The organism is Cupriavidus basilensis (assembly GCF_008801925.2).
Lineage (GTDB): Bacteria > Pseudomonadota > Gammaproteobacteria > Burkholderiales > Burkholderiaceae > Cupriavidus > Cupriavidus basilensis.
In genome coordinates this window covers 99,984-121,345 of the sequence record NZ_CP062805.1, presented here as the reverse complement: position 1 = coordinate 121,345, position 21,362 = coordinate 99,984, and the positions used below count along the sequence as shown (strand labels likewise).

Below are 21,362 nucleotides of genomic sequence, written 5' to 3'. Positions count from 1 at the left end.
TAGCGGGGCGTTTCGGCAAAGGCGCTGGCTCAGTTGACAGCTGTCTTCGTGGCATCCTTATGCCAGGTGAAGACCACGAACTGGAACGACTTCAGGTCGCCCTGGGCATCGTATTCGACCTTGCCGATCGGGGTCTGGAAGGTCTTCTGGTGCATGAAGGCCGCAACCTTGGCGGGATCGGTGCTCTTGGTTTCACTGATCGCATCGGCGATGATCTTCACGCCCGCGTATGCGGACATCTGGAACGGACCATTGACGTCACGCTTCTTGTCGGCAAAGGCCTTGACAAGCGCAGCATTGGCCGGATCGGCCGAGAAATTGGCCGGCAGCGTCACCAGCATACCCTCGGAGGCCGCTCCGCCAATCGATGTCACATCCTTGTTGCCCACGCCCTCCGGTCCCATGAAGGTTGCCTTCACGCTCTGCTCCCGCGCCTGGCGCAGCAGCAGCCCCATTTCGGGGTGGTAGCCGCCGAAGTAGACGAAGTCCACACCCTGCGACTTGAGCTTGGTGATGATGGCCGAGTAGTCGGTATCACCTGCATTGAGGCCCTCGAACAGAACCACCGGTACCTTGGCAGCATCCAGCTCTTTTTTCACCGCAGCAGCAATGCCCTGACCATAGGACTGCTTGTCGTGCAGCACGGCCACCTTCTTGGGCTTGACCTTGGCGATGATGTACTGGGCGGCGACAGGCGCCTGCTGGTCGTCACGGCCGATGGTGCGGAAGATGAGCTTGCGCTTCTTGCCCTCGGTGATTTGCGGCGCAGTGGCAGTCGGAGTCACCATCACAACGCCTTCGTTCTCGTAGATCTCGGAAGTCGGGATAGTCGAGCCGGAGCAGACATGTCCGATGACGAACTTGATGCCCTGGCTCACGATCTTGTTCGCCACTGCTACGGCCTGCTTCGGTTCGCAGGCATCGTCCATGATGACAGGTTCGAGCTTGTTCCCACCGGCTCCGCCAGCGGCATTGATCAGTTCGATAGCGGTCAGGGCTCCGGCTTTGATCATGTCGCCGTTCTGGGCCATGGGACCGTTCATGGGGCCGGCAATGGCAATTTTGACCGTCTGGGCCTGTGCCGACAGGCCAAGGAAGGTCAACACAACTGCCGTCCCGATCGAGCGAAGGTTCTTTGTGGATTTCATGGATGTCTCCTGGGTTGAAAAAGTCAAGGGTGCTCGACTGGTGTGCGGCTTTCATTGCGCCGCTTCCAAGGTGTACCCTGAAGCGAAGGCACGCGCTCAGGTCAGAGCATCAGCACGAGGCAGCCGGCCGTGTGGCGGCGTTCTAGCGCGCGACCACCAGGGGTGTGGATGCTGACTACTTGAGCCATTGATGTTCTCCTAGTGGCTCTTGTTGCGGACACTGTCCGGGCTTGAGGTCACACGCCCGCAGACTTCAGTTTTCGAACTGCCTGGGCCAGACGGCGCACCCCTTCGGCGAGCCGCTCAGGAGAATTGGCGGTGAAGTTCAGTCGAAGCGCGTTGCGGCTTTTCACCCAAGGATCAAATGCGCTACCCGGCCCTGCAAGGACACCGACTTCGGTGCCGACGGACACAAGGCGATCAGTGTCCATCGAAGGATCCCGCGCGGTGGCCCACACGAACATTCCACCAACAGGCACCTCCCACACAAACCATTCGGCAAGGTGTTCCGCCATGGCAGCGCAGAGTGCGTCGCGCCGCTCCCGATACAATTCGACCATCCGAGGGCTCAGCCGCTCCATCAGACCGCTGTCAATGGCGGCCAGGGCAATCCGCTGATTGAGGCCGCTCGAGCAGAGATCCGCACCTTGCTTTGCCGCGGACAGCATCTGGATCATCTGGGGGGCTGCGATGATCCAGCCAACACGAAGCCCCGGCGCCAACTCCTTCGAGACGCTGCCCAGATGGATGATGGGACCTTCGTACCCTCCCTTCCCCAAGCGCTCAGCCGAGAGTTCGATCATCCGAGGCAAAGGCACTCCCTCGTATTGGAGGGCGCAGTAGGGATCGTCCTCGACTAGCCACACTCCCGTCCGGTGGGCGGCATCGACCATCGCATTGCGGACCGAGACGCCAACCAACCTGCCTGTAGGGTTGGAGAAGTTCGGCACCGAGTAGACGAACTGCGCACCCTCGAAGGAGGACAGGGGGTCGAACGCGTCGTCTTCCAGCACAAGATTGCGATACCGAGGTGCCCGTGGCCTCCAGGCGTCCATAGCGCCGACATAGCTGGGGAACTGGGCAGCAATGACGTCCCCCTGCTCGATCAGCACCTTCCCAATGAGATCCAGACTCTGGGTGCCGCTGGCGGTAAGCAGGACGTTTTCACGCCGCAACCGCAGCACAGGCGAGCTGTAGCGCGTGGCAATCGCATCGCGCAGCTCCGGAAGACCATCGGTGGGAGCATACCCGAGGCAATCCTGCGGATGCTTCAAGATCACCTCCCGAGCGTAAGTGGCCAACTCCTCAGTCGGAAAAACTGTCGGCTCGGGCAATCCCCCGGCAAGATTGATCAAACCCGGAATACGCCCGGCGGCGACAAAGCGAGCCGTCAGGTCGTTCCTTGTCGCCAGCCACGCGGCGTAGCGGGGTCCCTTGACAGCGACCACGAGGGATTGGTGCGCCAGTTTAGTCATCCTGGAAGCCTTTCTCGGGCGCCATGGACGCTTCGACAGGGTCCGTGGCGAATACGAACTCACACTCACCCCAACCGTCGGGGGGCGGCCGGTGCCAACAACCATCCTGCCACCTCTTCAAGCGGGGTCTCTCTGTCTTCGAAAACGCATGATCCAAGCGGAACTGTCCGCGTCGAATACACATGGGTGACAGTACCGACAACAGTACCGCTGGCTAACACCATCCGTATTGCTCTGATTTGCGGAGCCGTTGCACCACCTTGGGAATATTTCGGGCGCCGGACAACCCATCCAAATCGCTCAGGCCACTTGATGTCAGCCTTGACAGGGCACACAAAATGGCCTGCCCGATTGTTTTGCGATACGGCATCACCATGGGCCGGGCGACGTTGCCTGTCAGATCAGATCTGAGAGTCCCGACCGACGAAATGACTGCCCGACAGGGATCCCGTACGATACTGTTTCTCAACGCCAAGATCGGGCGCCAATGCACGACAACGGCAAGGCCGAAGCGGCACATCTTTTGCATGTGACTGGCTGACCGTGAGCCTCCCTGCGTCCCAACAAACCGCCCTTGAGTCCGTAAATGACAGAGCAGCCAACGCACCGATGTATCAAAATGCCTTTACAGACTCCCGATGGATGGGCTCAACCGTGCGATGCCCGAGTAAACTAGGGGTGAAAAAAATGGAGACTTCCGCGATCCATGTGAGCGAGGTCCTTTCTCAGACCAGCGCTCGTCTTTGGCGCAAGGGAACGGCCGCGTGCGGCCTTGCCTTTGCGGAATGGGAGTGGCGGGACGCTGAAGGTTGGGCGAACTACGACCAGCCGGATCACCATACGCTGAGCGTGTATCTTGACGGTGGAGACAAGATCGTCCGTGCGGACAGGCAACTGCTTGGAGGAGGTCCCGACAAGTTTTGTTTGATGCCTGCGGGACATGCAAGCCGGTGGCACGTCGGGGGACCGATTCGAATGTTCCATCTCTACATCGATCCGGCTGTTCTCGCCTACCAGGCCCATGCAGCATTCGACATCACCCCGCGCCGGATCGATCTGCAGGATCTCACGTTCGTTGATGACCCGGCGCTCGCAATGATCGTGAGAGGAGCCGTCCTTCCCCTCGACTGGTCCGATCTCGCCGATCGAATGGCGCTCGAATCAGCCTGCCATTTGCTTCTTCATCGCCTGCTGCGCCACCACACCAACCGAGCAACAACAGAGGTCATAAAAGGCCGCTTGGCTCCCGCTGTCCAGAGAAACATTATCGAGTACATCGAAGCGAATCTGAGCTCTGCCCTCAAGCTCGAAGAGTTGGCTTGCCGAGCCAAGCTCAGCACCTTTCACTTTGCAAAGATGTTCCGTGCAAGCGTGGGATTGCCCCCCCACGCTTATGTCGCAAAGCGGCGTGTCGATCGGGCAAAGTCTCTTCTTCACGACGGCAAGTTGGAGCTCGCGCAAATCGCCCTGGCCTGTGGCTACGCTTCGCAGAGCCATTTCACGAGAGCCTTCAAAGGGGAAGCAGGCATGACCCCCGGTGCGTGGCGACGCGTCCAGGAGGTGAGACTCAGGGGCCTGGGGGATTGAATTCCGAGTTGGCGCCCGGGCGGGAGGAAGTCTATGGCGTCCGCGGGAATTCACCCGCCCCAACGCGCCGTCATCGAACAGCTCAAGGACGAGGTCTCCATTCGGATCAAATACGAGCCTATCCAGCCGATGGATCAATCCAAGGAGCCGACTTCTGCATTCGGCCTCCTTTGAGCGCGGCCAGCCCTTCGTCCAGCATCTTCTTGGCGTCGCCGAACAGCATTCGGTTGTTCTCCTTGTAGAACAGCGGGTTATCCACGCCGGCGTATCCCGAAGCCATGGAGCGTTTCATGACGATCGAGTGCTTGGCCTTCCAGACCTCCAGCACCGGCATGCCCGCGATCGGGCTGGTCGGATCGTCCTGCGCCGCCGGGTTCACGATGTCGTTGGCGCCGATGACCATCGCCACGTCGGTGTCCGGGAAGTCCTCGTTGATCTCGTCCATCTCCATCACGATGTCGTAGGGCACCTTGGCCTCGGCCAGCAGCACGTTCATGTGGCCCGGCATGCGGCCGGCCACCGGGTGGATGGCGAAGCGCACATCCACGCCCTTCTCGCGCAGCGCCTTGGTGATCTCGTTGACCGTGTGCTGGGCCTGCGCGACGGCCATGCCGTAGCCCGGCACGATGACCACGCTCTTTGCCTCGCGCAGCATCTCGGCGGTTTCGGCGGCGCTAATGGGCGTGACCTCGCCTTGTGGCGAGGCGGCTTCGCCCTTCTTGGCCGACTTGCCCGCGCCGGAGCCGAAGCCGCCGGCGATCACGCTGATGAAGTTGCGGTTCATCGCGTTGCACATGATGTAGCTCAGGCTCGCGCCCGACGAGCCCACCAGCGCGCCTGTGACGATCAGCAGGTCGTTGTTCAGCATGAAACCGGTGGCGGCCGCGGCCCAGCCCGAGTAGCTGTTGAGCATGGACACCACCACCGGCATGTCAGCGCCGCCGATGGCCATCACCATGTGCACACCGAATAGCAACGCGATCACGGTCATCACGACCAGGGCCGTCATGCCGGCGCCGCTTTCGTGGGTGCCCAGGAACTGCTTGCCGAACCAGATCACCACCAGCAGCGCAACGAGGTTGAGCCAGTGGCGCGCGGGCAGCAGCAGTGGCTTGCCGCCGATCTTGCCGTTGAGCTTGCCGAAGGCGATCAGCGAGCCCGAGAAGGTGACGGCGCCGATCAGGATGCCGACGTAGATCTCCACCTCATGGATGGCCTTCTCGGCGCCGCTGAACTGCACCGAGGTATCGACATAGCTGGCAAAACCCACCAGGCAGGCCGCCAGGCCCACCAGGCTGTGCATGAGCGCGACCAGTTCGGGCATCTGGGTCATCTTTACGATCTTCGCGGCGTAGAAGCCGATGCCGCCGCCGATGACCAGCGCGATGACGATCCAGGCAATGCCGCCCGAGCTCACACGCGGGCCGAACACCGTGGCCAGCACGGCCAGCGCCATGCCGACCATGCCCAGCAGGTTGCCGCGGCGCGAGGTTTCGGGGTTCGAGAGCCCGCCCAGGCTCAGGATGAAAAGTATGGCGGCGCCCAGGTAGGCCACCGTCGACAAGCTGTGGGACATGTTCCGTTCTCCTCGTCGTTCTGGTTATTTGCGAAACATGGCCAGCATGCGGCGCGTGACGGCAAAGCCGCCGAACATGTTGACGGCCGTGAGCACCAGCGCAGCAAAGGCCAGCCAGCGGATCAGCTCGTCCGGCCGCCCGCCGCCCACGCCGTCGGGCGGCGCGATCTGCACCAGCGCGCCGATGGCGATGATGCTGGAGATGGCGTTGGTCACGCTCATCAACGGCGTGTGCAGCGCGGGCGTGACGTTCCACACCACCATGTAGCCGATGAAGCAGGCCAGCGCGAACACCGTGAAGTGGCTCAGGAAGGCCGCGGGCGCATAGGCGCCGATACACCAGAACAGCACGGCCGCCACGCAGAAGATGAGGGTCAGCGCCTTGGCGGACATGGGCGCGCCGGCGCCATGGCCGTGGCCGTTCTTCTTCTCGGCGACGGGGACCGCCGCCGCCTTGGGCGCCGGCACGGGCGCAGCCTTGAGCGGCGGGGCCGGCCAGGTGATAGCGCCATCCTTGATGAGGGTCAGGCCGCGGATCGCGTCGTCCTCCATGTTGACCACGGCCACGCCGTCCTTGGCCTTGCACAGTTCCTCGGTCAGGCGCAGCAGGTTGGTGGCGTACAGCGTGGACGATTGCTTGGCCAAGCGCGACGCGAGGTCCGTGTAGCCGATGATGGTCACGCCATGGCGCACCACGGCCTCGCCGGGCACCGTGAGTTCGCAGTTGCCGCCCTGCTCGGCGGCCATATCCACGATCACGCTGCCGGGGTTCATGCTCTGCACCATCTCGGCGGTGATGAGCTTGGGTGCGGGCTTGCCGGGGATCAGCGCGGTGGTGATGATGATGTCCGCGTCCTGGGCCTGCTGGGCGTACATCTGGCGCTGCGCGGCCTGGAAGCCTTCGCTCATGACCTTGGCGTAGCCGCCGCCGCCGGAGCCGTCTTCCTCGTAGTCCACCTTGACGAACTCGCCGCCCAGCGACTTGACCTGGTCGGCCACCTCGGCACGCGTGTCGTTGGCCCGCACGATGGCGCCCAGATTGGCCGCCGTGCCGATGGCGGCGAGGCCCGCCACGCCGGCACCGGCGATGAACACCTTGGCAGGCGGTACTTTGCCCGCCGCCGTGATCTGGCCATTGAAGTAGCGGCCGAAGGCATGGGCCGCCTCGATGACGGCGCGGTAACCGGAGACGCCAGCCGTAGAGGTCAGCGCATCCATCTTCTGGGCGCGCGAAAGTGTGCGCGGCAGGCAGTCGATGGCGAGGACCGTGGCCTTCCTGGCGGCGAGCTGCTGCATCAGCTCGGGGTTCTGCGCCGGCCAGATGAAGTCGATCAGTGTGCCGCCTTGGCGCATCAGGCCCACTTCCTCGGGGCAGGGCGGGCGCACCTTGAAGACAATGTCCGAGGCGGCCCACAGCGCCGCGGCATCCGGCAGCACTTCGGCCCCGGCGGCGCGATAGGCTTCGTCGCTGAAGTTGGCGGCCTCGCCCGCGCCCGATTCGATGGCGACCGAAAAGCCCAGCTTGATGAGTTTTTCCACCACGTCGGGCACGGTGGCTACACGTTTTTCGCCGGGGAAAGTTTCGCGGGGGACGCCGATGCGCTGGGTGTCACTGCGCTGCGCTGCCAAGCTTGGGTCTGTCTGCATGAAAGATCCTCTCCTGATATTTGGTAATCCTTCTGGTATGGCCCTATGCCCGTTGGGCTGGGGATCCGAGCGAAACCTCGCCGAGTGACCGCTTGCAACGGCAAGCGGCCCCAAAGAAGCCAGGAGCCGACTGAGATATGGCGCCGCACCAGCCCTCGAAGGAACGTTTGAAGACACTACCCCGTAATACCTTCTCTTTCATGAAGATCCGCCGACCCAAATCGCCACGGTGCACGGACGAGTATTCGGAACTAACACCTACAGCAGCGTGAAAAATAGGCAGCGTGGTTTTCGCATACGACCTTCCTCGCCGGAAGCCTTGCCAAGGCTTCCCGTAGAGTCAGGCCACTCGACCACGCGATCACAACGCTCGCGCATTTACAGCACAAAACACTAACTGTGTTCGCGCAATGGCATTGCAAGTCGTCGCCTCTTCAAAACGCCGCTTCAGGGAACGCCAGCGTGGCGCCAGCGCCAGAAACGATGGTATGACGCAGCCCCGCCGACTTGGAAAGAACGTGGTCAACGTAGAAGCGGCAACTCAGTATCTTGCTGCTCAAAAATTCCGAACCTGGATCCGATTCAAGGAGCCGGTTCGCAGCCAATGCGGCGCGACCCATCTGCCACCCACCCGCCACGATACCCAAGAGCTCCAGGAACGGCCCAGATCCCGCCAGAGCAGGCTTGGGGCCGCCTGCCCACGACTTCACGAGCGATTCGACTGCCGCCTCGAGATCGCCGATGCCCTTGTTCAGCTGAGCCCCGATAGCGCGCAGTTCGGCATGCGCGTGGGATGCCAGGTCGGCCTGCACCTGCCGCATGCGCACGATCACCGCGCCGATCGCGTGTCCGCCATCGCGACCGATCTTGCGTCCAACCAGATCCATCGCCTGGATGCCCGTGGTACCTTCATAGATCGTCGTGATGCGAGCGTCGCGCAGATACTGGGCCGCCCCGGTTTCCTCAATAAAGCCCACGCCGCCGTGAACCTGGATGCCCATGGAGGCAACATCCAGCCCGGTTTCCGTGAACCATCCCTTGGCGATAGGCATCATCAGTTCGACGAAAGCCTGGTGGGCATCCCGGACTTCCGCATCCGGATTGAGCGCCGCCTGGTCCATGCTTCCCGCCATCACCGCCGCCAGCGCGCGCATGGCCTCGATCCGGGATTTCATGCTCAACAGCATGCGGCGCACATCAGGGTGGCGGATGATCGGAACCTTGGCGCCAGTCTCGCCGCCCTGCTCCACACCTTGAACCCGCTCCCGTGCATAATCCCTGGCTTTCTGGTACGCGCGTTCGGCCAAGCCGATGCCCTCCAGACCCACGGCGAAACGCGCCGAGTTCATCATGATGAACATGTATTCCAGCCCGCGGTTCTCCTCGCCGACCAGATGGGCCACCGCTCCCGCCCCATCGCCAAAGGCCATGACGCAAGTGGGCGTGGCGTGCAGGCCAAGCTTGCGCTCGATCGACACCGCCCGGACGTCGTTGTGCTCGCCCAGCGAACCATCGTCGTTGACCAGGACCTTGGGCACCGCGAACAGCGAGATCCCCTTGGTTCCGGCCGGGGCGCCTTCGACCCTGGCAAGCACCAGATGCACCACGTTAGGGACGAGATCATGGTCCCCATAGGTGATGAAGATCTTGGTGCCGTGCAGCCGATAAGCGCCATCGGCTGCGCGGGTAGCGCGGGTACGCACAGCGGACAGGTCGGAGCCTGCCTGGGGCTCGGTTAGCACCATCGTGCCGGTCCATTCGCCGCTGATCATGCGCGGCAAGTACCGCTGCTGCAGTTCGGGCGAGCCCGCGTGCCGCAATACGTTCACCGCCCCCCGTGACAGCAGGCTCAGCAGGCCGAACGCCACGCTCCCGCTGTTCCACATTTCTTCGACCGCAGCGGCCAGCACACCGGGAAGGTTCTGTCCGCCCAGTTCTTCGGGGGCGGCCAGTGCCGGCCAGCCAGCTTCGACAAAGCGCGCATAGGCCTGCGCCCATCCGGCAGGCATGCGCGGGAGGCCGTCTTCCAGGCGAACACCTTCGACGTCGCCCGAATGATTCAGAGGCGCGATGACCTCGGAGGCAAAAACCCCAGCCTCTTCCAGCACGGCTCGAGCGACATCTGGAGTGGCCTCGCCATAGCCGGGCAGCGCCGCAATTTCGTGCAGGTCCGCCAGTTCATTCAGCACGAACTGCATGTCCTGCATGGGTGGTGTGTAGTGACTCATAGGGCCTCCTATGGCGAAGCGTTTGCGTCCATCAATGCAAACAGGTGGAAAAATTTCTTGTTCGTCTCCCCAACTGGGTTGGGTGCCTGGTTCCGGCAGAGCCAGCGCCTGAGACATTGGCAGGGACTGGCTGCGACAACATGCCGGTCACTCGCCGGTGAAGTTCGGAGCCCGCTTTTCTGTAAATGCCTGCAAGCCTTCGCGATAGTCGGCACTCCATCCCATTTCGCGAATGAAGCTGGCCTCCATGAACAGTTGCTGCTCCAAGGTATGGCCGGTGGCCGCATGCATCAGTTGCCGAGTGCGTACCAGCGCCTTCGTCGGCATCCGGGCGATCCGTGCTGCCAGAGCGTCGATGGCGCTTGCGAATTCCGAGTCGTCGACCACCTGCCAGATGAGTCCCCATTCGGCCGCCTTGGTGGCCGGCAGCTTCTCGGCGAGCATTGCCAGACCGAGCGCACGCACAGTGCCAACGGATCGCGTGAGGAACCACGTACTCCCGGTATCCGGCGTCAGCCCGATCCTGGAGAAGGCCTGCAGGAAATACGCGGATTGCGCTGCGACCACCAGATCGCAGGCCAGGGCAATGGAGGCACCGCCTCCGGCAGCCAACCCTTGAACCGCCGCGACCGTGGGGACATGCAGGTTCTGCAAGCGCATCACCAGCGGCTTGAAATACCGCTCCACGAGATTGCCGATGTCCGGCAACTTGCCATCGACGGCCTGCATGGCGGGATCGGCGAGATCCTGTCCCGCGCAGAAGGCGCGCCCCGCCCCGCCGAGCACCAGAACCCGCAACTGGCGATCGGCTTCAATGCGGGACATGGCCTCATGGATCTCAACCATGGTCGCCGCGTCGAGGCTGTTGAGTTTTTCCGGCCGGTTCAGGACGATGCGAGCCACACCGCTTTCGACCGTGAACAGAATGTTCTTGAATGTCATGGTCCTTCTCCTTCGGGAAGTGATCGAACTTAGTTCTGCTTACGCACGACGATTCCCACGCCGATTGCAGTGGCCACCGTACCGGCGACCGTCAGGCCCGTGATCGGCTCACCAAAAAGCATCCACGCCATCACCGCTGTGGTCGGAGGCACGAGGTAGAAAAGACTGGTGACGGAGGTTGCGGCGCCACGCTGGATCAGCAGGTACAGCAGAGAACTGCCCCCCAACGTCAGCCCCAGCACCGACCAGGCCATGGCCCCTGCCAATTCGGAATTCAGTCCTCCTGCGGCATCGACCCACTGCATCGGCTCCGTTTCCAGCAACGCCAGGGGCGTGGTGACCGCAAACGCCGCCAGCAGTTGGATGAAGCTGGCAGTGCGGACATCGCAGGGCGTCACGAACCGCTTTTGGTAAAGCGTTCCCGCCGTGATGCCCAGCAGGGCCAGCAGCGCACCACCCAAGCTGGCAGGGCCGACCTCTCCGAAGCCCAGCTTCGCCCACACCACCAGCAGCAAGCCCAGCAGTCCGAGAAAAAGGCCAACCCATTGCGCCCCTGTCACTCGGCCGCCTCGGCGGGAGAGCCAGATCGCTGTCAGAACCGGCTGCAACCCGACGAGCAGTGCAGTCAGACCCGCGCCCATCCCCAGCTTCACCGCGCTCCAGACGCCGCCAAGGTAGATGGCGTGCATCAGCATCCCGGTGACGCTCAGGTGCAGCCAACCCCGCGCGCCCTGCGGCCAGGTCGCCCGCGCGGCAAGCGCCCAGACGCCAAAGCAGCCGACCGACAAGGCATAGCGCGCCGCCAGGAATTTCATCGGCGGTGCATGCGGCATGCCGTATCGGGCAACCACAAAGCCCGTGGCCCAGATGACCACAAACACAAAGGGCATCGAGCGCACCAGCATCGGACTCGCCGCCGCATGCACCGGCTCCGGGAGATGAAGGTCGCTGGAAATAAGGGACTCCTGGTCTGAAGGCGACGCGCTCAATGTCCGGCGAACTGAGGCTTGCGCTTGCCCAGGAAGGCGGTGACGCCTTCATCGGCATCCCAGGTCTGGGTCGCCGCCGAGAAGCACTCTGCCTCCTCCTGCAGCCCATCCTCCAGGCGCATGGACTGCGAATGCCGGATGGCCTCGAGTGCATGGCCCAGCGATGCCGGAAACGGCTCTCCGAGGCTTTTCAGGTAAGCGGCTCCCGCATCGACCGGGTCTTCGGCTTCGACGATGCGATGGATGAGACCGATGCGTTCAGCTTCCTGGGCATCGATCGCACGGCCGCTGGCAATCAGCTCGACGGCTCGCCCAACGCCAACCAAGCGGGGCAGACGCTGCGTGCCTCCGTAGCCGGGAATCAGGCCCAGCTTGATTTCGGGGAGCCCGAGGCGCGACGTGGGCGTCGCGATGCGAAAGGTGCAGGCCATCGCCAGTTCGAGCCCGCCCCCGAACGCCACCCCGGTAATAACGGCGACCGAGGGGATGCGCAGCCTGTCCAGCTTGGCAAACACCAACTGACCACGCCGTGCGGTTTTGCGCTGCTGGTCGGCATTCTTGCCCTGCAGTTCGCCCACGTCGGCGCCGGCGCAAAAGGCCTTGCCACCGCCTGCGCCAACGATGAGCAGCGCCCGAGCCTTCGACACAGCAACCTCGTCAAGGCGCTCCGCGATCTCGCCCACCATTTCGGCGTTCAAGGCATTCAATGCCTTCGGACGGTTCAGCGTCAGTACCGCGACATCCTCACGGTAGGTCAGTTCGGCACTCATGCCTGGCTGCCTTCGTCAGGCTGGGGACGGAAGCGGGGCTTGCGCTTTTCCATGAAGGCCTTGACGCCCTCGTGCGACTCCTCGGTGCCGTAGTACAGCGCCAGCGCCTGCATGCCCAGGCCGCCGATACCGCGGATCGAATCCGAGTCGGCATTGAAGGAGCGCTTGGCGATGGCGATAGCCGTGGGGCTCAGCGCCAGGATTTCATCGCACCACTTCTGCACTTCGGCATCGAGCTGGTCGGCGGGCACCACGGCATTGACCAGGCCCATGGCCAGCGCATCCTGCGCCTTGTAGCGACGGCACAGGTACCAGATCTCACGGGCCTTCTTCTCACCGACCACGCGGGCCAGGAACGCCGTGCCGAAGCCGGGATCCACCGAGCCGACCTTGGGGCCGACCTGGCCGAACTGCGCCGTCTCGGAAGCAATCGCCAGATCACAGCAGGTCACCAGCACGTTGCCGCCGCCGATCGCATAGCCGTTGACGCGGGCGATCACGGGCTTTGGCACCTCGCGGATCAAGCCCTGCAGCTCCTCGACCGGCAGGCCGACCAGACCACGGCCGTCGTAACCACCGTCATGCGCGGACTGGTCGCCGCCGGTGCAGAACGCCTTGTCGCCCACGCCGGTCAGCACGATGACGCCAACAGCCTTGTTCCAGCCGGCGCGGTGCAGCGCGTCGATCAGCTCATCGCAGGTCTTGCCACGGAAGGCGTTGTACTTCTCGGGGCGGTTGATCGTGATGCGGGCAACGCCGCCCTTTTCTTCGTAGAGAATGTCGGTGTAGTCGCTCATGTTCGTCTCCTGATGGGGTTAGCCGTGCATGGTCAGGCCACCGGACACCGACATGACCTGGCCGGTGATGAAGTTGGCATCGTCACTCGAGAGGAACGCCACGGCGCCGGGAATGTCCTCGGGCTGGCCGAGGCGTTTGAGGGGGATGGCACGCTTCAGGCCGTCGTAGATCTTCTGGCCGAACTCACCGCCACCCGTGAAGGACTGCAGCAGCGCGGTGTCGGTCGGACCGGGACACACCACGTTGACGCGCACGTTGTTGCGCGCGGTCTCGCGTGCCAGCGTCTTGCTGAAGGCGATGATGCCGCCCTTGCAAGCAGCGTAGACCGATTCTCCCGACGAGCCGACGCGGCCCGCATCGGAGGCGATGTTGACGATCTTGCCGCCACCAGCCTCCACCATGAGAGGAACCACGGCGTGCTGCAGGCTCAGCGGCCCCTTGAGGTTGATCGCGATCAGCTTGTCCCACAGATCGGGAGTGGTCTCGACGAACTGCATGGCCACGTCCCAGCCAGCGTTGTTGACCAGGATGTCGATCTGCTTGAGGTCGGCATGGATCCTCTGCACGGCCTTGGCAACCGCATCGTGATCCGTGATGTCCAGCTGAACCGTGGCCAGTTGACCCGCGTACTGCTGGAACTGGCCCTTGAGTTCATCGAGGCCGGCCTGGTTCAGATCCAGGGCGGCAACGCGCGCGCCCTCTTCCAGGAAGCGTTGCACCAGGCTGCGCCCGATGCCGCCGGCTGCGCCAGTGATGATGGCGACTTTGTCTTTGAGTCCACGCATAGGAATGCTCTCCTGTAGTAAAACGAGTCAGTAGTTGCGGTTGGCGATGACCTGAGCGACATGGTCGCGCAGCTTGAATTTCTGGAGCTTGCCGGTCGCGGTGCGCACGATCGGCTCGAAGATCACGTGCTTGGGTGTCTTGAAGCCCGGAAGCCTGGAGCGGCAGAACTGGATGACCTCCTCCTGCGTCAGCGTGCCTACGTACTGCGGATGCAGTTCCAGCACAGCACAGGGCACTTCACCCCACTTCGCATCAGGCACAGCGACCACTGCGACCTGGAACACCGCCGGATGCGTGAACAGCACTTCTTCGACCTCGATGGACGAGACGTTCTCGCCACCGGAGATGATGATGTCCTTGGAGCGGTCCTTGATCTCGATGTAGCCGTCCTCGTGCACCACGGCCAGGTCACCGCTGTGCATCCAGCCGCCCTGGAAGGCCTCGCGTGTGGCCTCGGGATTCTTGAGGTAGCCCTTCATGCCCAGGTTCCCGCGGAACAACACCTCGCCAATCGTCTTGCCGTCCCGCGACACCGGCTGGAGGGTATGGGGATTGGCCACGATCATGTCTCCCGCCACGGCCGTGCGCACGCCCTGGCGGCCCATGTGGCGCGACCTCTCCTCCGGCGCCATGGCGGCCCAGGAATCCTGGGTCACGCACACCGTGTTGACGCCGTGCTGTTCGGTCATGCCATATACATGCAGCACCTCGAAACCCAGCGCCTCGGTTTGCGCGATCACTGACACCGGCGGCGAGGCACCGGCGCAAGCAACCAGAATGGGTGAGCTTGGATTGCTCCAGTTCTGCGGCTTGCCAGCCACCAGCGAACTCAGCACCGCCGGCGCACCACAGAAATGCGTCACGCCATGTCGGCCGATGGCTTCGTAGATGTCTTCGGCGACAACCTTGCGCAAGCACACGTTCGTGCCGCCCACGGCTGCCATGGCCCAGGCATAGCACCAGCCGTTGCAATGGAACAAGGGCAAGGTCCACAGATAGACCGGCGTTCCGATGTTCAGCCGCGCATAGATGGCGGTGCCCAGGGCATTGAGATAGGCCGCGCGGTGGTGGTAGACCACCCCCTTCGGATTGCCCGTGGTTCCCGAGGTGTAGTTCAACGCGACGGCATCCCACTCGTCCTCGGGGTACCGCAGCTGCGCATCAGCCGGCGCATTAGCCAAGAAGCTCTCGTAGTCGATCACGCCGACCGGCTCGGCATCGGGGACGTCGCTGCCACGGATGTCCACGACATCCATCTGCATGCCGGAAAGCTTCACCGCCGCACGCGCCACATCTGCAAACTGCTGATCCACCAACAGCAAACGGGTCTCCGAGTGCTGCAGGATGAAGGCGATCGCTGCCGCATCCAGGCGGATATTGATGGAGTTGACGACCGCGCCCGCCATCGGCACGCCAAATTGCGCCTCCAGCATCTCCGGGATATTGGCCGCGAGGATGGCGACCGTGTCGCCGCGCTCAATGCCCGCACCGATCAGGGCACGCGCCAGGCTGCGGCAGCGCTCGGCATACGCGGCCCAGGTATAGCGCCGCTCGCCGTGGATGACGGCGATGCGGTCTGGATAGACATCCGCCGCACGGTCGAGAAACCCCAGCGGGGTCAGCGGCCGGTAGTTGCCGGGATTCTTATCGAGGTCTTGCTTGAACTTGTTCGTCATGCTTTTCTCCGGGTGGGACTGGTGAAGATCAGAACGAAACCGCCAAGCGCGTTGCCTGGTCGATGGCGCGCAATGCGTCCAACTCAGCCGCGACATCCGCTCCGCCGATCACGTGGGCCTTGACACCCCGCTTGGCCAAGCCATCGAACAGCGCCCGGTTCGACAGCTGTCCCGCGCAGAGAATGACGGTGTCCGCGTCCAAGACGCGAGCCTCGCCATTCACGCTGTAGTGCAGGCCCTGATCGTCGACCGCCCGGTAGCTCGCACCGGCAGTCATGGCCACATCGGCCTTGCGCAGCTTGGCCTTGAGAATCCAGCCCGTGGACTTGCCCAGGTTCTTGCCCAGTGATTCGGGCTTGCGCTGGAACATGTGGATGACGCGCTCAGTCGCGTGCTGCGCAGGCGCCTTGAGGCCTCCCGCGCTGCGGATACCCGTATCCACCCCCCAGGCATCCATGAACACCTGTGGCTTGAGCGACTCCTCGGCATTGCCGACCAGGTACTCGGCCACGTCAAAGCCAATGCCGCCCGCGCCGATGATGGCTACCTTGTTGCCCACCGGCGCGCCGTTGGCCAGCACATCCAGGTAGCTGACCACCTTCGAGTGATCGAGCCCGCGGATATCGGGCTCCCTCGGCACCACGCCGGTCGCAATCACCACCTCGTCGAACTCTCCCGAGCGCACACGCCCGGCCAGATCTCCGGCCTCGACACGCGTTTGCAGATGCACGGCCACCTGCAAGCGTTCCAGCGTGACCCGGAAGTACCGCAACATCTCGTTGAACTCGTTCTTGCCGGGCACCTTGCGGGCCATGTTCAGTTGGCCGCCCAACTGGTCGCCCGCCTCGAACAGCGTGACCCGATGTCCGCGCTGGGCGGCGTTGATCGCGAACGCCATGCCCGCGGGCCCACCGCCGACAACGGCGAAATGCTTGGGAGTGGCGGTCTTGCTGTTGTCGAACTCGATCTCGCGCCCCGCTCTGGGGTTGACCAGGCAAGTCGCCACGCGGTCAGTGAAGATGCGATCCAGACAGGCCTGGTTGCAGGCAATGCAGGTGTTGATTTCGTCGGCACGGTCTTCGCGCGTCTTGCGGGCGAACTCAGGGTCGGCCAGCAACGGGCGGGCCATCGAAACCAGATCCGCCGCGCCGGAGGCAATGATCTCCTCGGCCACATCGGGCGCGTTGATGCGGTTGGACGCCATGACCGGAATGCCAACCGCGCGCTTGACGTTGCGGATCGCGTCGATCCAGGCAGCACGCGGCACCGGGGCCGCCATCGTCGGCACGGACGACTCATGCCAGCCAATGCCGGTGTTGATCATGTCCGCGCCCGCAGCCTCGACACGGCGGGCAAATTCGGCAACTTCCTCGCCGGTCATGCCCCCGTCCATCAGGTCGATGGACGAGATGCGATAGATGACCATGAACTGCGGGGAGACCCGCGCCCGCACGGCCTTGACGATTTCGAGCGGGAAGCGGATCCGACGCTCGAAGTCCCCGCCGAACTCGTCGTCGCGCTGGTTGGTCAACGCTGCCGTGAACTCATTGATCAGGTAGCCCTCGGAACCCATGATCTCGATGCCTGCATATCCGGCCTGCTCCGCCAGCGCCGATGTGTGAGCAAAGCTCTCGACGGTTGTCCAGACCTCCGCGGTCGTCAGCGGACGCGGTGGATGAACGTTGATCCGCGCCTTGCCGGCCGAAGGTGCGACGCAGGTGGGCACCTTGGCATAGCGGCCCGCGTGAAGAATCTGCAGGACGATGTGGCCACCGGCCTCGTTCACCGCCGATGTGATGACGCGGTGCTCGTCCAGCTGCTCGGGCTTGTCCAGCACCAAACCGCCTTCGTCCATCACCCCTTCGGGCACGGGAGAGTAGCCACCGGTGAGGATGAGGCCGATCTCACCCGCGGCGCGGGCTGCGTAGAAGGCAGCCAGTCTTTCGTGGGGACGATCCAGCGTTTCCAGGCGCGTATGCATCGCGCCCATCACCATGCGGTTCGGCAGATCTACCCCAGCGACGCGCAGGGGGCTGAGGAGGTGTGGATAAGCGGGCATGCTTGTCTCTCGTGGTGGGCCTAGGGTGGTCTCAATGATCTCGGGTTCGCCCATTTACGTCAAGATCATGATGTATATTATTTCAATGATCTGGGGTTTATACCTACTTTTGCGGTCATTAGTCATCACAAAAGATCAATATCACTACACAAATAGGTGTGCGAGTGAGATCTCCAGCGGCAGCGCCGGCGCTGCGCGGCATCCGGGACATGCGGGGTTCGCAAGGGATCCCTTGCCCCCCCGGCTGTGCCGTTCGGGATCCGGCTCAGGGCAAGGCGGGACTCGAAGCGCAATAGCGCAGCCAACGGCTGGGCCGCCAAGGCCCAGCCGTTGGCGCACTCACACGGCGGTACCCGTTTTGAGGGTCAGTTCTGACGCCGATCGGCCATGGTTGATGCATGCGAGCGCAGCGGCTCCCAGGACGCCTGCGGCACCAATGACCAGGAAGTTCTGCTCAAGCGGAAGTTGCAGCGACACGATCAGCCCGATCAGCAAGGGAGCCGCGATCGCGCCAAGGCGCCCGATGCCCGACGCCATGCCGATCCCGGTCGAGCGGATGTCCGACGGGTAGTACTGGCCGCTGTAGGCATAGACGACGATTTGCGCGCCCGTGGAGCAGGCACCGACGGCAGCGATGATGAAATAGAGCACCTCGGTCGAGGTCTTGAGCGTCATCATGTACAGGAAAACGCCCCCAAGCGCGTACATGCAGACGACCACCCACTTGATGTGGAACCGGTCCGCGAGCCAGCCGCCGCCGATCGAGCCAATCACCGCCCCCACATTGAGTGCGATGACGAAACTCAACGCGGAACCCAGGCTGTAGCCCGACATGGCCATCAGCTTCGTCAGCCAGGTACTGAGCGCGTAGATCATGAACAAGCCGGTGAAGAAGGCCACCCAGAACATCACCGTGCTCAGCCCCCGGCCATCCTGAAACAGCTGCGCCACCGTCACGCCCGATTCCGAATGAGCCGCCTGAGGCGGGCGGAACGTGTCGTTCGTGCCGACCTTGAACGCCGGGTCGATGGACTGGACAAGCTGACGCAGCTGCCCGCTGTCGCGCCGGGACACCAGAAACGACAGCGATTCCGGCATCGACTTCAGGATGAAGGGAATCAACAGCACCGGAGCGCCGGCAGCGAAAAAGACAATCTGCCAGCCGAACTGCGCGATGAACTGCTTGCCCAGCACTGCGGCCAGGATTCCGCCGATGGCGTAGCCGGAGAACATGACGGTCGTCAGGAAGCTGCGGATCCGCTTCGGGGCGTACTCCGTCATCTGTGCGGTGATGTTCGGCATCACACCGCCAATGCCCAGCCCGGCGATGAAGCGCGCAATGCTGAACGTGACAGGGTCCTTGGTCAAGCCCGCTGCCGCAGTGAACACGCTGAAGAGAAAGACGCACAGCGAGATCGTCCAGCGACGCCCGATCTTGTCGGCCAATGCGCCCAGGAAGATGGCGCCGAACATCATCCCAAACAGCGCCGAGCTGGCCATAAATCCGGCGGTCGCAGCCTGCACGCCCATCTCTTTCATGATGGCTGGAAGCGCCGCTCCAGCGACCGCCAAGTCGTAGCCGTCAAGGATGATGACCAGAAAGCACCAGGCCAGCACCTTGGCGTGGAAGCGGTTGAACTTGGCCTTGTCGGCTAGTTCGTGAACGTTGATCTCTCGCATCGGTCTCGTCTCCTTCATTTCGGTATGAATGCATCGGAACCACGGCCAGGGACCCACTGCGCAGGCACTCTCATGCGAGACACAAGCGGCCTGAACAGACCTGCACGCGGCCCATCGTTTTCACGACGGCGGCATCTTCGCAGAACTTATCATATACATCAATATCTTGATGTATATGCAGCGACAAAACAGGGGTTTACACTAGTTTTTTGGAAATATTGTTATGAGATATGCAATGATGCATACATAATGACGTAGACGCGCGCCCCATTGTCAGCGGAACGGGGTAGCTACAACCGTTGGGTTTGAAGCGCGCACCCGCCACCCCTACCTCGTCCGATCAGCATGAAAGCCGTAGTCATCCGTCAATTCAGCGAAGACCCTCGCATCCATCGCGTCGAAGAGGTGACCGACCCAGTTGTCGGCCCCGACGACGTCCTGATCAGCGTCAAGGCCGCGTCGATCAACTTCCCCGATCTCCTGGTGATGAGCGGGAAATACCAAGTCCTGCCTGAGCCGCCCTTCATCCCTGGGAAGGATGCGGCGGGGATCGTGGAGGCGGTCGGTGCGAACGTGAGCTCACTCAAGAGCGGGGACCACGTCGTGGCGCAGGTGGAAAACGGCTGCTTTGCAAGTCGTCTGTCCGTTCCGCAGGCGAGCGCGCACAAGATTCCGACCGAAATGCCCTTCGTCGATGCGGCTGCGATGGGCCTCGTGTACCAGACGGCGTTCTTTGCGCTCACTGATCGCGGCGGCTTCCGCAAAGGCGAGACCGTACTGATCAGTGGCGCCGCCGGAGGCGTCGGCCTGGCCGCCGTGCAGATCGCCAAGGGGCTTGGTGCCAAAGTCCTCGCAGGCGTGACTTCGGAAGCCCAGGCGGAAGCGGTGCGCCAATCCGGAGCCGACGAGGTGATCGACCTGTCCGTCCCCAACCTTCCCGAGTCCGTTCGCGCACAAGTGCATCGCGCTACAGACGGCAAAGGTGCCGACGTATTTCTGGACCCCGTGGGTGGCGACGTGTTCGATGCGTGCATTCGACAGCTCGCTCGGCGCGGCCGGGCCGTGATCATCGGATTTGCCGCCGGCAAGATTCCGGTGATCAAGGGCTCCTACCTGCTGCTCAAGAACATCTCCGTCGCCGGCATGCAGTGGACGGACTATCCGATGCACTCGCCCGAGCTCGTCGCAGAGGCCCAGGCGAAGCTCAACCAACTCTACCAGCAGGGGTTCGTGCGCCCGCGCGTCATGCAAACGTTCCCTCTCGAATCCTTCGCTGACGCAGCGGCCCGGCTCGCGTCAAGAGGGGTGATCGGGAAGCTCGTCCTCACCATCCGATAGGACGGTTCCCCTCAAAGCAAGCCGGACACACGGCCCTCGCCGACAGCCGTCTGGCACAACATTCATGCAGGAACATATATGGGTGCCACGATTTTTACCCGCATCATTCAGCGCGAGATTCCCGCTGCCATCGTCTATGAAGACGATTTAACGATCGCTTTCATGGACGCAGGCCAGGTCAACCCCGGCCATGTGATTGTGGCCACCAAGGCGCAGGTCGAGACAATTCTCGATCTCGACGACGAGACAGCTGGCGCGCTGTTCCGGACGGCAACACGCATCGCCCGCGCCGTCGAAGCTGCCTTCCATCCGGACGGCATCACCGTGCTGCAGACGAACAAGCCAGCAGGTTGGCAGACGGTTCCGCATGTGCATCTGCACGTGCTGCCGCGCCAGCACGGTGATGGCGTGACATTGGGATGGCCACGCAAGGAGCCGTCGTTGACAGAACTGCAGTCATTGGCCTCCCGGCTGACTGGCTTTGTATAGCGCCAAGCAGCCGCAAACCCCATCGCGGATGTTCCGACGCAAGGCAAGTCGAACACCGTGAGCCATGCCGCACCGAGGATGATTTTTGAATTGATCGCCTATGCCGTCATCGGAAACCACCTTTGTTGATGCCTCGGCCAGGTTTCGGCAAGGCATTCTTGGCCGCTGCCGGTT

At 63.0% G+C, this 21,362-nt stretch carries 16 protein-coding genes; 3 read left to right on the top strand and 13 right to left on the bottom strand.

Going from position 1 to position 21,362, the window contains the following annotated elements; genetic code table 11:
* Nucleotides 1-29 precede the first annotated feature (29 nt).
* On the bottom strand, nucleotides 30-1,148 hold the full coding sequence (locus F7R26_RS36115) for a branched-chain amino acid ABC transporter substrate-binding protein (RefSeq protein ID WP_058697525.1): 1,119 nt from the start codon (nucleotides 1,146-1,148) through the stop codon (nucleotides 30-32).
* Nucleotides 1,149-1,384: 236 nt separating this feature from the next.
* Nucleotides 1,385-2,623 (bottom strand): aminotransferase-like domain-containing protein, encoded by a 1,239-nt coding sequence (locus F7R26_RS36110; protein WP_058697524.1) that lies wholly within the window; start codon nucleotides 2,621-2,623, stop codon nucleotides 1,385-1,387.
* Nucleotides 2,624-3,310: 687 nt separating this feature from the next.
* On the opposite strand from F7R26_RS36110, the gene F7R26_RS36105 reads away from it, so the two are divergent.
* A complete protein-coding gene (locus F7R26_RS36105; protein ID WP_058697523.1) occupies nucleotides 3,311-4,210 on the top strand; it encodes a helix-turn-helix domain-containing protein in 900 nt (299 codons plus the stop codon).
* 118 nt (nucleotides 4,211-4,328) lie between these two features.
* On the opposite strand, the gene pntB is transcribed toward F7R26_RS36105, so the two are convergent.
* The 11 genes from pntB to F7R26_RS36050 form a co-directional block, all read right to left on the bottom strand.
* Complete coding sequence (pntB, locus tag F7R26_RS36100) at nucleotides 4,329-5,786, bottom strand: Re/Si-specific NAD(P)(+) transhydrogenase subunit beta (RefSeq protein WP_058697522.1); 1,458 nt, start codon at nucleotides 5,784-5,786, stop codon at nucleotides 4,329-4,331.
* Between the two features lie 24 nt (nucleotides 5,787-5,810).
* Entirely contained in the window at nucleotides 5,811-7,433 is a 1,623-nt protein-coding gene (locus F7R26_RS36095) for a Re/Si-specific NAD(P)(+) transhydrogenase subunit alpha (protein ID WP_058697521.1), read from the bottom strand.
* 434 nt (nucleotides 7,434-7,867) lie between these two features.
* Nucleotides 7,868-9,661 carry an acyl-CoA dehydrogenase gene (locus tag F7R26_RS36090; protein WP_058697520.1) on the bottom strand — a complete coding sequence of 598 codons (1,794 nt, stop codon included), beginning with the start codon at nucleotides 9,659-9,661 and terminating at the stop codon, nucleotides 7,868-7,870.
* Nucleotides 9,662-9,808: 147 nt separating this feature from the next.
* Nucleotides 9,809-10,603, bottom strand: coding sequence for an enoyl-CoA hydratase-related protein (locus F7R26_RS36085; protein WP_058697519.1), 795 nt, complete (start codon nucleotides 10,601-10,603; stop codon nucleotides 9,809-9,811).
* Between the two features lie 29 nt (nucleotides 10,604-10,632).
* Nucleotides 10,633-11,508, bottom strand: a complete 876-nt coding sequence (locus F7R26_RS36080; protein ID WP_058697518.1) for a DMT family transporter — start codon at nucleotides 11,506-11,508, stop codon at nucleotides 10,633-10,635.
* 80 nt (nucleotides 11,509-11,588) lie between these two features.
* Nucleotides 11,589-12,362 (bottom strand): enoyl-CoA hydratase/isomerase family protein, encoded by a 774-nt coding sequence (locus tag F7R26_RS36075; RefSeq protein WP_058697517.1) that lies wholly within the window; start codon nucleotides 12,360-12,362, stop codon nucleotides 11,589-11,591.
* Nucleotides 12,359-13,159: a 2-ketocyclohexanecarboxyl-CoA hydrolase gene (badI, locus tag F7R26_RS36070; RefSeq protein WP_058697516.1), complete on the bottom strand. Its 801-nt coding sequence runs from the start codon at nucleotides 13,157-13,159 to the stop codon at nucleotides 12,359-12,361. Before badI ends, F7R26_RS36075 begins: the two co-directional genes overlap by 4 nt.
* A gap of 18 nt (nucleotides 13,160-13,177) precedes the next feature.
* On the bottom strand, nucleotides 13,178-13,945 hold the full coding sequence (locus tag F7R26_RS36065; protein WP_058697515.1) for a glucose 1-dehydrogenase: 768 nt from the start codon (nucleotides 13,943-13,945) through the stop codon (nucleotides 13,178-13,180).
* 27 nt (nucleotides 13,946-13,972) lie between these two features.
* Nucleotides 13,973-15,622, bottom strand: a complete 1,650-nt coding sequence (locus F7R26_RS36060; RefSeq protein WP_058697514.1) for an AMP-binding protein — start codon at nucleotides 15,620-15,622, stop codon at nucleotides 13,973-13,975.
* A 28-nt stretch (nucleotides 15,623-15,650) separates the two neighbouring features.
* Complete coding sequence (locus F7R26_RS36055) at nucleotides 15,651-17,681, bottom strand: NADPH-dependent 2,4-dienoyl-CoA reductase (RefSeq protein WP_058697513.1); 2,031 nt, start codon at nucleotides 17,679-17,681, stop codon at nucleotides 15,651-15,653.
* 339 nt (nucleotides 17,682-18,020) lie between these two features.
* Nucleotides 18,021-19,361: an MFS transporter gene (locus tag F7R26_RS36050; RefSeq protein ID WP_058697512.1), complete on the bottom strand. Its 1,341-nt coding sequence runs from the start codon at nucleotides 19,359-19,361 to the stop codon at nucleotides 18,021-18,023.
* A 345-nt stretch (nucleotides 19,362-19,706) separates the two neighbouring features.
* On the opposite strand from F7R26_RS36050, the gene F7R26_RS36045 reads away from it, so the two are divergent.
* Together F7R26_RS36045 and F7R26_RS36040 are read left to right on the top strand one after the other, a co-directional pair.
* The gene (locus F7R26_RS36045) at nucleotides 19,707-20,699 is read left to right on the top strand and encodes an NADPH:quinone oxidoreductase family protein (RefSeq protein WP_058697511.1); all 993 of its coding nucleotides are present in this window, start codon (nucleotides 19,707-19,709) and stop codon (nucleotides 20,697-20,699) included.
* A gap of 78 nt (nucleotides 20,700-20,777) precedes the next feature.
* A complete protein-coding gene (locus F7R26_RS36040) occupies nucleotides 20,778-21,188 on the top strand; it encodes an HIT family protein (protein ID WP_058697510.1) in 411 nt (136 codons plus the stop codon).
* Nucleotides 21,189-21,362: the final 174 nt, after the last annotated feature.